This is a genomic window from Streptomyces sp. PSU-S4-23 (assembly GCF_055632315.1).
Genome location: NZ_JBVMUU010000002.1, coordinates 6,978,084 through 6,989,913, shown reverse-complemented (window position 1 = coordinate 6,989,913; position 11,830 = coordinate 6,978,084). Strand labels below are relative to the sequence as shown.

9 protein-coding genes and 2 pseudogenes are annotated in these 11,830 nt (G+C 71.3%); 4 read left to right on the top strand and 7 right to left on the bottom strand.

Features of this window, described 5'->3' with window-relative positions:
• Positions 1-368: 368 nt before the first annotated feature.
• Entirely contained in the window at positions 369-1,349 is a 981-nt protein-coding gene (locus ACZ79I_RS31785; RefSeq protein WP_471501894.1) for a helix-turn-helix domain-containing protein, read from the top strand.
• Between the two features lie 111 nt (positions 1,350-1,460).
• Here the strand turns inward: ACZ79I_RS31785 and ACZ79I_RS31780 are convergent, their stop codons facing one another.
• The 7 genes and pseudogenes from ACZ79I_RS31780 to ACZ79I_RS31750 all read right to left on the bottom strand — a co-directional run.
• Positions 1,461-2,693, bottom strand: a complete 1,233-nt coding sequence (locus tag ACZ79I_RS31780; protein WP_471501892.1) for an SGNH/GDSL hydrolase family protein — start codon at positions 2,691-2,693, stop codon at positions 1,461-1,463.
• 92 nt (positions 2,694-2,785) lie between these two features.
• Positions 2,786-3,355, bottom strand: a complete 570-nt coding sequence (locus tag ACZ79I_RS31775; protein WP_471501888.1) for a methylated-DNA--[protein]-cysteine S-methyltransferase — start codon at positions 3,353-3,355, stop codon at positions 2,786-2,788.
• Between the two features lie 2 nt (positions 3,356-3,357).
• Positions 3,358-4,887: a DNA-3-methyladenine glycosylase 2 family protein gene (locus tag ACZ79I_RS31770; RefSeq protein ID WP_471501886.1), complete on the bottom strand. Its 1,530-nt coding sequence runs from the start codon at positions 4,885-4,887 to the stop codon at positions 3,358-3,360.
• Positions 4,888-4,919: 32 nt separating this feature from the next.
• On the bottom strand, positions 4,920-6,077 hold the full coding sequence (gene rsgA / locus ACZ79I_RS31765) for a ribosome small subunit-dependent GTPase A (protein WP_471501884.1): 1,158 nt from the start codon (positions 6,075-6,077) through the stop codon (positions 4,920-4,922).
• Between the two features lie 842 nt (positions 6,078-6,919).
• Positions 6,920-7,543: pseudogene (locus ACZ79I_RS31760) on the bottom strand (IS3 family transposase); the annotation flags it as partial.
• Positions 7,544-7,613: 70 nt separating this feature from the next.
• Positions 7,614-8,075 carry a hypothetical protein gene (locus ACZ79I_RS31755; protein ID WP_471501882.1) on the bottom strand — a complete coding sequence of 154 codons (462 nt, stop codon included), beginning with the start codon at positions 8,073-8,075 and terminating at the stop codon, positions 7,614-7,616.
• Between the two features lie 121 nt (positions 8,076-8,196).
• Positions 8,197-8,295: pseudogene (locus tag ACZ79I_RS31750) on the bottom strand (helix-turn-helix domain-containing protein); the annotation flags it as partial.
• A 302-nt stretch (positions 8,296-8,597) separates the two neighbouring features.
• On the opposite strand from ACZ79I_RS31750, the gene ACZ79I_RS31745 reads away from it, so the two are divergent.
• From ACZ79I_RS31745 to cbbX, 3 genes are read left to right on the top strand one after another with little or no spacing between them, the layout of a single operon-like run.
• Complete coding sequence (locus tag ACZ79I_RS31745; protein ID WP_471501880.1) at positions 8,598-10,046, top strand: form I ribulose bisphosphate carboxylase large subunit; 1,449 nt, start codon at positions 8,598-8,600, stop codon at positions 10,044-10,046.
• A gap of 34 nt (positions 10,047-10,080) precedes the next feature.
• Positions 10,081-10,497 carry a ribulose bisphosphate carboxylase small subunit gene (locus ACZ79I_RS31740; protein WP_471501878.1) on the top strand — a complete coding sequence of 139 codons (417 nt, stop codon included), beginning with the start codon at positions 10,081-10,083 and terminating at the stop codon, positions 10,495-10,497.
• Positions 10,494-11,510 (top strand): CbbX protein, encoded by a 1,017-nt coding sequence (cbbX, locus tag ACZ79I_RS31735; protein ID WP_471501876.1) that lies wholly within the window; start codon positions 10,494-10,496, stop codon positions 11,508-11,510. Before ACZ79I_RS31740 ends, cbbX begins: the two co-directional genes overlap by 4 nt.
• Positions 11,511-11,830 lie beyond the last annotated feature (320 nt).

Genomic DNA, 11,830 nt, shown 5'->3' with positions numbered 1-11,830 from the left:
CCGCTGCACGGCTCCTGACGGCATGTCGGACCACCCGGCTCGAACGGCGACTCGACCGGTGACGCGACCGGCGATACGGGACGGGCCGGCGCCGGGCGGTCCCGCCCCCCACGGGGGAACCGCCCGCGGCACCGCGGTGACCGGGTCCGGCCCTCCCCGGGTCCCCTCCCAGGGGCCCCCGCCCGTGTCCACGCAGGCCGAGTCGGCCCATTCCGGGCATTGCGGGTGGCGCTCGCCACCGCGGTGGCGTCACCTTGGCAGAGTGACGGGAGGTACGGCGATGATGTGCCGGGGCGGGTTTGCGCCGTGGCCGTTTTCCGCCACGGACCGCACCGCGGGGTCTTGTCTTCGGGGAGGGACAACGGCTGATGCTGGCAGCGATAGGGCTGGACGAGACGCACGAGTCGGCGTACCGGGCACTGGTGTCCGTGGGCGCCGCCGACGTGCCCGATCTGGCGCGGCGGCTGATGCTCGGTGAGCACGACACCGAACGCGCCCTGCGCCGTCTGGAACGGCAGGGCCTCGCGGCCCAGTCGTCGGCCCGGCCGGGCCGCTGGGTGGCGGCACCGCCGGGGGTGGCGCTGGGCGCGCTGCTCACCCAGCGGCGCCACGAGCTGGAGCAGGCGGAGCTGACGGCCGCGCTCCTCGCCGAGGAGTACCGGGCGGCGGCCGGGGAGCCCGCGGTGCACGACCTGGTCGAGGTGGTGATCGGCGCCGCCGCGGTCACCCAGCGTTTCCTGCAGCTCCAGCTCGGCGCGGCCGAGGAGGTGTGCGCCCTGGTCACCGGCGCTCCCGTGGCCGTGACCGGCGTGGAGAACCACGCGGAGGAGCAGGCGGCCGGCCGCGGGGTCCGCTACCGGGTGGTGGTCGAGCGGGCGGTGCTGGACGGGCCCGACGGCATCACCGAACTGCACGCCGCGCTCGCCCGTGACGAACAGGTGCGGGTCGCGGACACGGTGCCGACCAAGCTGGTGGTCGCCGACCGGTCGCTGGCCATGGTGCCGCTGACCTCGCACACCGCGGAGCCGGCCGCGCTGGTGGTGCACGCGAGCGGACTGCTGGAACTGCTGTCCGGTCTCTTCGAGTCGGTGTGGCGGGAGGCGCTGCCCCTGCGGCTCGGGGCGTCCGGCGTCACCGAGCAGGGACCGGACGGCCCCGACGGCACCGATCTGGAGGTGCTGTCGCTCCTGCTCGCCGGGCTGACCGACGCGAGCGTCGCCAAGCAGCTCGACCTGGGGCTGAGGACCGTGCAGCGCCGGGTGAAGCGGCTGATGGAACTGACCGGGGTGACGACCAGGCTGCAGCTCGGCTGGCACGCGTACGAACGGGGCTGGGTGGCGCGCGACTGATCCGCGCGGTCCCCCGGCGCCGCCCGGACGTGTTCACCGGACGTGTTCACCGGACGTGTTCCCCGGCACGGCGCCGGTGTCCCTGGGCCCGGCGCCGGGACGCGGGTCCCGTCAGCGGGTCAGAGCGGCCAGGTCGACGGCGTCGGCGAGCGCCTTCATCCCCGCGTCGTTGAAGTGGAGGTGGTCGCCCTGGTCGTAGGCCGGGCGGATGCGGTCCGGGCGGGCGGGGTCGCGGACGGCGGCGTCGAAGTCCGCCACCGCGTCGAACAGCCCGCCGCGGATGAGGGCGTTGATCTCGCGCCGTGCGCCCTCGCGGGCCGGCGTCCAGCCCCTGTTGCCGCCGAACGGGGTGAGGGTGGCGCCGATGGCGCGGAGGCCGTGGGCGTGGGCGCGGGCCACGATCCGGCGGTACGCGCGCACGAAGGCGCCCGGATCGGTCAGGGGCGGAGTGCCCTTGAGGTCGTTGACGCCCTCCAGGACGATCACCGTGCGCGCTCCCGTGCGGGAGAGGACGTCGGCGTCGAGGCGGGCCAGGGCGCTGGGGCCCACGCCGTCGCGCAGGAGGCGGTTGCCGGCGATCCCGGCGTTCAGGACGCCGGGCCGGCGACTCGCTGGGCGGGCGGCGCGCAGGCGCTGCGCGAGCCGGTCGGGCCAGCGGTGGTTGGCGCCGTACGTGGATCCGTTGCCGTCGGTGAGCGAGTCGCCGAGCGCGACGACGCTGCCGGCGGCCGGCCCCAGGACGTCGACGCCGGTCACGTAGTACCAGTGGGAGACCTTGGTGGTGTAGGCGGCTCCGCCCGTGTCGCCGGCTCGATTGCCGTTCCTGGCGAGGAAGTTGGGCTGCAGGGCGGTGCGGTGGTAGGTCGCCGGGCCGCAGTCGGTGGGGGTGTGCACGGTGACCAGGAGGTTGGCGTCGGCGGGGACCCTCAGCCGGACGGGATCGGTGACGCGGTCCTGGCCCGGCGGGACGGTCACCGAGGTGGCCCCGGTGAAGGTGGCGGTGCGCAGGGAGCCCGGGACCGCGTCGGGGCCCGCAGGGGTGTCCGGGCGCTGCAACGCGACGGTCACGGCGTCCAGCCGGAGGGGTGCCGTGCCCAGGCGGTTGGTGATGCGGACGCGGACGGCGCCGCCGCCGACGCTGGTGTGTACGACGTTGCGGATCGAGGCGTCCGGCAGGGCGGGGGCCGTTCCGGAGGGGGCGGCCTCCCAGGTGCCGGTCCATCGCGGGGCCGTCTCCGGGCGGGTGGACGCGCCCGGGAAGGTGGCCGCGGTGGACACGACGGTGAGCGCCAGGACGGCGAGGCACCGGCGCCGGGCTCCGGCGGCGCGCTGCGGGTGGACCATGCGGACGCGCCCTCCTCCCCTGCGGTCCCCGTGGCACGGGACCGGCGAGCCCTCCATGGCTTCCCACGACACGCCGAGGAGGCAACACCGCATCACCCTTTCGGGCGCACGGCGGGCGGGTCGGAGGGCAGGCCGGCGGGCAGGTCGGAGGCCAGGTCGGAGGGCGGCTGGAGCGCGCCTTCCAAGGTGAGCAGCCGCAGTTTGCGGTCGAGACCGCCCGCATAGCCGGTGAGGGAGCCGTCGGCGCCGATCACCCGGTGGCAGGGGCGGACGATGAGCAGAGGGTTGGCGCCGATCGCCCCGCCGACGGCGCGGACGGCGGCCCGGGACGCCCCGATCCGGGCGGCGATGGCACCGTAGGTCGTGGTCGCGCCGTACGGCACGGCGGCGAGCGCGGCCCAGACCCGCTCGCGGAACGCGGTGCCGTCCGTGCGGAACTCAAGGCGGAACTCCTTGAGTTCACCGGCGAAGTAGGCGGCGAGCTGCCGCTCGGCCTCCCGGAACGCGGCGGGTGTGTGCCGCCATTCCGGCCGGAGGGTGCGGCCGCCCTTCTGCCCCGGCACGGACAGGGAGGTGAGGGCACCCGACGCGTCGGCCGTCAGCAGGAGGCGGCCGACGGGGCTGTCGAGGACGGTGTGGTGGACGGCGTCGTGCTGAGCCATGGTCAGTGGTCTTCCTGTGTGTCCGGGTGGATCGGTTCACCCGCTGTCCGGAGGTGCTGAAGGGCGTAGGACCGCCACGGGCGCCACGCTTCGGGCAGGTCCTCGCCGGGCGGCGCCACATCGGGGTCGCCGAGGGCGCGGGTGCGGATGACCGCGGCGGTGCTCGGGTCCATGCCCGGCAGCGCGAGCAGCGCCTCGTGCGCGTCGTCGCGGTCGGCGCCGGCGTCGAGGCGGAGGGTGCCGTCGGCGAGGGCGGAGGTGAGGGCGGCGAGCGTGCCGTGCGGCCCGACCGCGGTGCCGGTCCCGGCGTTGCCCGCCGACGCGGCGCCGGCGAGCGCGGCCGGCTCCGGGAAGACATGGGTGAGGGTGCCGTACGGGAGGTCCAGCGCCTTCCCGTACCGCTGGACCAGCCGCTCGGCCCGGGCCCGTCCGACGAGGGCGCGCACGGCGAGCTCCTCCGGGTCGGCCGCGCCGGGCGAGCGCAGTCCGGGGCGGGCCGCTACCAGCGGGGCGAGCCGGGGGTCCGCGCCGAGCCGCTCGTCGACGGCGTACGGATCGGCGTCGAGATCGAACAGCCGCCGCAGCCGCTGGACGGCGGTGGTGAGGTCGCGGGGGTCGGTGAGGTGGAGCCGGGCGTCGAGCCAGCCGCCGGGGTGGGCGGCCTGCCGCGTCTTCGGCCGGTGGGGCGCCCGGCCGCCCCGCCGCCCCTCCTCGACGGCGACGACGGCGGTGCCGTAGGGCAGCCGGAGCGTACGGCGGTAGGTGCGGCCGCCGCGCGGACCCTCGACCTCCTCGACGCCCGCGACCGCCTCGCGGGCGAGCAGGTCGAAGACGGCGGTGGACTGGTACGCGCCGCGGTGGGCGAGCCGCAGCGGGATCCCCGCGGACGTGGCCTCCGGGCGGCGCACGGCCGGTCCGCCGCGTGGTGCGGCGGCACGCAGTTCGCTCGGGGTGGCGGCGTACACCGCCTTGATCGTGTCGTTGAACTGGCGCACGCTGGCGAACCCGGCCGCGAAGGCGATCTCCGTGACCGGCAGCGCGGTGGTCCGCAGCAGGACGCGTGCCGTGTGGGCGCGCTGCGCGCGGGCCAGGGCGACGGGTCCGGCGCCGACCTCGGCGGTGAGCTGCCGCTGCACCTGGCGGGCGCTGTACCCAAGGTGCCGGGCGAGCCCGCCGACGCCCTCGCGGTCGACCACGCCGTCCTTGATCAGGCGCATGGCACGTCCCACGACGTCCGCGCGCACGTTCCACTCGGCGGAGCCGGGCACGGAGTCCGGACGGCACCGCCGGCAGGCCCGGAACCCGGCGCGCTGCGCGGCGGCCGCCGTCGGATAGAACCGCACGTTCCGCCGTTTCGGCGGCGCGGCGGGGCAGCTGGGCCGGCAGTAGATCCCGGTCGTCTCGACGGCGAAGAAGAACTCCCCGTCGAACCGGGCGTCCCGGCTGCGTACCGCCTCGTACCTGGTGTCTTCGTCTATCACGCCTTCCAGTCTGGTCGACGGGAGGGGACGGGTCCGGCGGGTTTCGGACATCGAGTCCCCGGCCGCCGTCCCCCGCGCCGCCCTCAGCGGCGACGCCCCCGCTTCGCCTCCATCGCCGCCTTGCCCTGGGCCCCCCTGCGTTTCCACTCGCGCCGCAGTTCGGCCCGTACCCGGGCGTCCGTCTTCGCCACGATCCACTGGTTCTCCCGGAGCAGCTTGCGGTAGCTCTCCAGCCGCCGCTCGGACAGCTCTCCGTCCGCCACCGCCGCGAGCACCGCGCAGCCGGGCTCGGCGACATGCGCGCAGTCGTGGAAGCGGCAGCGGGCGGCGAAGTCCTCGATCTCGGAGAACACCCGGCCCACGCCGCTCCCGGCGTCCCAGAGCCCCACCCCGCGCAGCCCTGGGGTGTCGATGAGGACGCCTCCGCCGGGCAGGGCTAGCAGATTGCGCGTGGTGGTGGTGTGGCGGCCCTTGCCGTCCACGTCCCGGGTCTCCCGCACCGTCATGACGTCCTCGCCGAGGAGCGCGTTGGCGAGGGTCGATTTCCCCGTGCCGGACTGCCCGAGCAGCACGGCCGTGCCGCCCGCCAGGAGCGCGGCGAGGACGTCGAGTCCCTCTCCGCGCCGCGAGCTGACCGGCAGGACCTGCACCCCGGGCGCGGTCTGCTGCACGTCCTGGAGGAGGTACGAGAGCGTCACCGCGTCCGGCACCAGGTCGGCCTTGGTGAGCACCACGACCGGCTGCGCCCCGGACTCCCAGGAGTCCGCCGCGTTGTGCAGCAGTGCCTCACCGTTCGAGCTGGACATGGCGAGCGCCAGGAACCGCTCGATCCGCCCGAGGTCCAGTTCGACCGCGAGCGACACGCAGATGACGGCCTGATCGATGTTAGTGGCCAGGACTTGGCCCTCGGAACGCTTGGACGACGTCGACCGCACGAAGGCGGTGCGGCGCGGGAGGAGTGTCCGCACGTACCTCGGCTCGCCGCCTTCGGGATCGACGGCGACCCAGTCCCCCGTGCACACGACCTTCATCGGGTCGCGGGGGACGACGAACTCGGTGTCGGCACGGACGATGCCGGCCGGGGTGATGACGTCGCACAGGCCACGGTCGACCCGGACGACACGGCCGGGCAGGAGGCCCTGCTCGGCATACGGAGCGAACGCCGACTCCCAGGCCGCATCCCAGCCGTACGAGGCGAGCGGATGCGACGAAGCCGAACTCGAAAGAGAAGAGGAAGGCAAGGGGTGACCCTTCACAAGGGTGGCCCCGGCACCGCGTACTCGGACGCGGAAATAAAAGGTGAGGTCAGCCGGCGGCCACAGAGGTGGACTCGAGGAACTTCCGCATGCGGGCAACGCCCATCGCAACGACAGCCATCGGTCAACACCTCCCAGGTCACACGCAACCAACAGCGGCGGCACGGAACAGCCGCAGGAACGGACACGACCCTAGCCACCCGGCCAGAGGATGCGCCAGCGTTTTTTCAGTGCAGCACCTCGGCGTGACGAGGTCGCACTGCCCGCGGTGGACGCGCAGCACGCGGCGGGGCAGGGGACCCGCTCGCCGGGGGGAGTGAACGCGGCGGCCCGGGGGAGGTCCCTGCCGTAAGGGCTGAGGGCAGCGGAACTGAATCTGTGAGACGAGGGGTGACCCTGCGCACAGGTGGCCCCGGACACGACGCGCTCGGACGCTGAGGTCTCCCGCCTCGTACCGCTCAGCCCTGAGATCGGACAAGGGACTCCAACTCACAGTTGTGTCCAAGGCGCGTGACCCACGCATCAGGACGATCCGTATCACAGCCTTCTGGCGAGGCGTCATCCTCGCGCCGGACGACGGCAGCGAGACCTACCTTCTCCTGAAGGTGCTGCCGCATGATGAGGCAGCCGTGTGGGCTTCAAAGCGGATCTACAGCGTCAATGCCGCCACCCACAGACTCGAAGTGCGCGACGTGGCGGCCATTGAACAGCTGAAGGCAGCACAGGCTGCGACGGCTCCTCCGTCTCGGCTGTTCGCCCCCTTCTCCGACCGGACCCTGTACGAGCTGGGCATCGACGATCGCTTGTCATGCCACAGCGCGGAGAACAAGGAGCCCGGCGGAGCGGATCCTTTTCCCGAAGACCCAGGGGGTGAACCGGGTGCCGTGATCGGCGTGCACTATCCCGCCTGGTTCGGGGCGCCGGTTGCGGAGGGCCATGTCCAACGCGTTGACCACGAGGGTGGAGTCCTGTCTGGAATCGATCGACCAGCCCACGATCTTGCGGCTGAACGCGTCAAGGACCGCCGCGCAGTACACCCACCCCTCTCTGGTGCGGTGTTGCGTGATGTCGGTGACCCACAGCTCGTTGGGACGCAGCCGATGGAACTTCCGGTTGACCAGGTCGTCGGCGGTGACGACACCCCGCAGGCGCTCGATCCGCACCGGTCCGGGCAGTCCGTGGATCCCGGCCTGTGTCATCAGCACCGACACGGTCCTCGAGCACACCTGGATGCCCATGCCCAGGGTGAGCTCGGCGTGGACGCGGCGGTAGCCGTAGGTGCCGCGTGAGGCGACGTGGATCTCCCGGATCAGCCCGGTCAGCCACTCCCGTCGCAGCTGCCGCGGTGTGGTCGGGGAGCGCTTGTGTTTGTCGTGGTTCTGCCGGGCGACCCCGAGGATCCGGCAGCATCGGTCGACCGGTGCCCCGGCATCGACGAGACGGTCGATCACCCTTCGTGAAGGCCGTCAGTCAGCCAGCAGAACTGGAACCTGAGGGGTGGGGCAGGTCACTGCCGGAGCGTCATCCCTGGTCCGGGCCGTGATCCGCAGCAGATCGCCGCTGACCTTCACTCGCTCGACCTGCACCGCGGCCAGCTGTGGCAACAGGTCCCCCACCACGACAACACACACAACCAGCCTGCCACCGCCAAATGGCCAGCAGTACAGACGAGTTGAAGCGATCACCGACTACGAAAATCTTGTAGGACCCGCTCGTTTGACAGACCCTGCCCAGGGTGAGCAGCGGCGGCGCTGCCTCCAGCCCGCTGAGCAGCGACAGCGTCGTGTCGCGCGTGCCCGAGCCGAGGGCGGTCAGCAGCCAGGTCGTCGTCAGCGGGTCGTCCCGCAGCCGGCCGACGAGGACCAACCGGTTCGGGCGCCGTGCCCTGGTCACCAGGCCGGATCCCCGCGGCGGGCGGCCGGCGAGCACCACGTCGACGGCATGGTCGGCCGCGAGTGAGAACAGCTCGTCCCGGGGCAGCACCGACAGCGAGAGTTCGACGTGCGGATGCGTCCGTGCGAACGACGTCGTACCCGGCGAAGGTCTCCCCGGCGTCGGTGGGCACGATGCCGCGACCTGCCTTGCCGAACAGCGTCGTGCCGAGCGCGGACTCCAGCGCCGTGACGGCGGCCGAGACCGCGGGCGGCGTCACATGCAGTGCCTCGGCGGCCACCCGCACGCTGCCGGTCTCGTAGACCGCCATGAAGGTCTGCAGCCGGACCCAGGTGGCCGCCGCCGACAGGTCGTTCGCCGCCGCCATAGTTAACTGATCCTTTATGAGAAGACAGAGAACTTTCAATTGTGGTTGATCTGTCGCTGGCCGAGACTGAGGTGGTCGCCCCAGGGAGGACCCGAAAAGGAAGCGGCGATGGCAGCCAAGGGCGAGAGCGGCGCACGGCATTGACGTGGACCGGGAGATGCTCAACTCCCGGAGGAAGTACGCAAGACAACCAACGACAACTCATTCGAGCATCGCTGGACGCTACACCTCAAGGGGAGCAGGACATGACAACAAGTAAGGAAACCGGCGGGCGCTGGAGCGCGGGGGTGATCCCGTACACCGAGATGGGGTACTGGCGGCCCGACTACGAGCCGAAGGCCACCGACGTCCTGGCCGCGTTCCGGATGGTTCCGCAAGAGGGTGTTCCGCCGGAGGAGGCCGGAGCCGCCGTGGCCGGCGAGTCCTCGACCGCCACCTGGACCGTGGTGTGGACCGACCGGCTCACCGCCCACGACAACTACCGGGGCAAGTGCTACAAGGTCGAGGGCGTCCCGGGCCGACCGGGCGAGTACATCGCCTACATCGCCTACGAGCTCGACCTGTTCGAGGAGGGGTCGATCGCCAACCTCACCTCCTCGATCATCGGCAACGTCTTCGGGTTCAAGGCGGTCAAGTCCCTGCGCCTCGAGGACATGCGGATTCCCCCGCACTACACCAAGACCTTCCAGGGCCCCGCACACGGCATCGTGATGGAACGCGAGTTCCTGAACAAGTACGGCCGTCCGCTGCTCGGCGCGACCATCAAGCCGAAGCTGGGCCTCTCCGCCCGCAACTACGGCCGGGTGGTGTACGAGGGTCTGCGCGGCGGCCTGGACTTCACCAAGGACGACGAGAACATCAACTCGCAGCCCTTCATGCGCTGGCGCGACCGCTTCCTGTACTGCATGGACGGGATCAACCGGGCGCAGGCCGAGACCGGTGAGATCAAGGGGCACTATCTCAACGTCACCGCGGCGACGATGGAGGACATGTACGAGCGCGCGGAGTTCGCGAAGGAGCTCGGCAGCGTCATCGTCATGATCGACCTGACGGTCGGCTACACCGCGATCCAGTCGATGGCCAAGTGGTCCCGGAAGAACGGGATGGTGCTCCACCTGCACCGCGCCGGCCACTCGACCTACACCCGCCAGAAGTCCCACGGTGTGAGCTTCCGCGTGATCGCCAAGTGGATGCGCCTGGCCGGTGTCGACCACCTCCACGCCGGTACGGTCATCGGCAAGCTCGAGGGTGACCGCGGCACCACCCTGGGCTACTACGACACCCTGCGCAAGAACAAGGTCGAGCCGGACCCCACCAAGGGCCTGTACTTCGAGCAGGACTGGGTCTCGATGCCCGGGGTCATGCCCGTGGCCTCCGGTGGCATCCACGCCGGCCAGATGCACCAGCTGCTCGACCTGTTCGGTGACGATGTCATCCTGCAGTTCGGCGGCGGCACCATCGGCCACCCGATGGGCATCGCAGCCGGCGCCGCGGCCAACCGCGTCGCGCTGGAGGCCATGGTCAAGGCCCGCAACGAGGGCAAGGATCTGCTCAAGGAGGGCGAGAGCGTCCTGCGGGCCGCGGCGAAGAACAGCCGGGAGCTCGACATGGCGCTGTCCACCTGGGGCGACGTCAGCTTCAACTACGCATCCACCGATACCCCCGACGTCGTCGCGACGCCGGACTCGGTGTGAGGGAGAGGCACAGACAATGCGTATCACTCAGGGAATGTTCTCGTTTCTCCCCGAGCTCACCGACGACGAGATCACCGCACAGGTGCAGTACGCGCTGAACAACGGCTGGGCGCTGTCGGTGGAGTTCACCGACGACCCGCACCCCCGCAACAACTACTGGGAGATGTGGGGTCTGCCGATGTTCGACGAGACCACCGCCTCCGGTGTGCTGTACGAGGTCAACCAGTGCCGTAAGAACTACCCGAACCGCTACATCCGGGTCAACGCCTTCGACGCGTCGCTCGGTCGGCAGACGACCGCGATGTCGTTCATCGTCAACCGTCCGACCGAGGACGACCCCGGGTTCCGGCTCGAGCGGCAGGAGGGCTCGGACCGGCGGATCTCCTACACCACCCGCCACTACGCCCTCGACCGGCCCACCGGCGACCGCTACGGGTTCGATAAGTCATGAGCCAGTCCGGACCCGAACAGCACCGCCGTGGCTTCGGGATGCCCACCGGACCCCAGCGCCTGGCAGCGCAACCCGTGGCCGAACCGGCGGACGACGGTCCACCTCCGCTCGCCGCGGACGCCACCGTCGATCTCGCCGCGGAGCGCCGGCGCTCCGACGTCGACTCCGTGCTCGAGGCCCTGGACCGGGAGTTGATCGGGCTCGACTCGATCAAGGTCAAGGTCCGCGAGATCGCCTCGCTGCTCCTGGTCGACCGGGCGCGCAGAAGGTTCGGGCTGACCTCGACCCGGCCCAACCTGCACATGTCGTTCACCGGCAACCCCGGCACCGGCAAGACGACGGTGGCGTTGCGGATGGCCGACCTGCTGCACCGGCTCGGCTACATCGAGCGCGGGCATCTGGTCGCTGTCACCCGCGACGACCTCGTCGGGCAGTACATCGGGCACACCGCGCCGAAGACCAAAGAGGTCCTCAAGCGGGCGATGGGCGGTGTTCTGTTCATCGACGAGGCGTACCACCTGCACCGGCCGGACAACGAGCGCGACTACGGCCAGGAGGTCGTCGAGATCCTTCTGCAGGTCATGGAGAACGAGCGGGAGAATCTCGTCGTCATCATGGCCGGCTACAAGGACCGGATGGACGGGTTCTTCTCGCTGAATCCCGGCATGAGCTCGCGGATCGCCCATCACCTCGAGTTCCCCGACTACGACGTCGAGGCACTCATGGCGATCGCGGACCTCATGCTGGCGGAGGAGAGGTACCACTTCTCCGACGGTGCCGAGAAGGCGTTCCGTGAGTACTTGGCGCACCGGATGGAGCGACCCCGGTTCTCGAACGCACGCAGCGTCCGGAACGCCCTGGAACGTGCCCGACTGCGCCAGGCACACCGGCTGGTGTACGCGCAGGGCCACTCCTGGAGCAAGGACGACCTGATGCGCTTCGAGGCCGAAGACATCCGGGCCAGCAGTGTGTTCTCCGACAAGCCGGGCGACAGTGCCCGTCCGGCGGCCTGATCGCTTGAAGAGGAGGCTGCGACCTTGCTCATCAGAGCGGTCTCGTCCATGGCAATCCCCTGCTGACGGCCACGGCAGCGGTGCCGGCCCTGCGCTGGGCCCGGTCGCCACCGCTGCCGTACAGGCCGCCACAGCCGTCCCCGCGGGCTTCGCCCGCGGGGACGGCGTCGGCGTTCTCTCCGTGCGCCGACGGCGAGCATGCGCCGGCCGGCTTGCGGGCTGATCCCGGCCTCAGGGCCACTCGCTGCGCAACTGCACCGTCGCACATCCTCGCGCCGCATCCAGACATACTTTCATTAATGAAAGTATCCTCAATGAAA

Excerpts from the sequence above, each read along its gene's own strand:
- ACZ79I_RS31740 (WP_471501878.1), top strand. The coding sequence starts at position 10,081 with ATGTTCTCGTTTCTCCCCGAGCTCACCGACGACGAGATCACCGCACAG.
- ACZ79I_RS31775 (WP_471501888.1), bottom strand. The coding sequence starts at position 3,355 with ATGGCTCAGCACGACGCCGTCCACCACACCGTCCTCGACAGCCCCGTC.
- ACZ79I_RS31785 (WP_471501894.1), top strand. The coding sequence starts at position 369 with ATGCTGGCAGCGATAGGGCTGGACGAGACGCACGAGTCGGCGTACCGG.
- ACZ79I_RS31745 (WP_471501880.1), top strand. The coding sequence starts at position 8,598 with ATGACAACAAGTAAGGAAACCGGCGGGCGCTGGAGCGCGGGGGTGATC.
- cbbX (WP_471501876.1), top strand. The coding sequence starts at position 10,494 with ATGAGCCAGTCCGGACCCGAACAGCACCGCCGTGGCTTCGGGATGCCC.
- ACZ79I_RS31780 (WP_471501892.1), bottom strand. The coding sequence starts at position 2,693 with ATGGTCCACCCGCAGCGCGCCGCCGGAGCCCGGCGCCGGTGCCTCGCC.
- ACZ79I_RS31770 (WP_471501886.1), bottom strand. The coding sequence starts at position 4,887 with ATGTCCGAAACCCGCCGGACCCGTCCCCTCCCGTCGACCAGACTGGAA.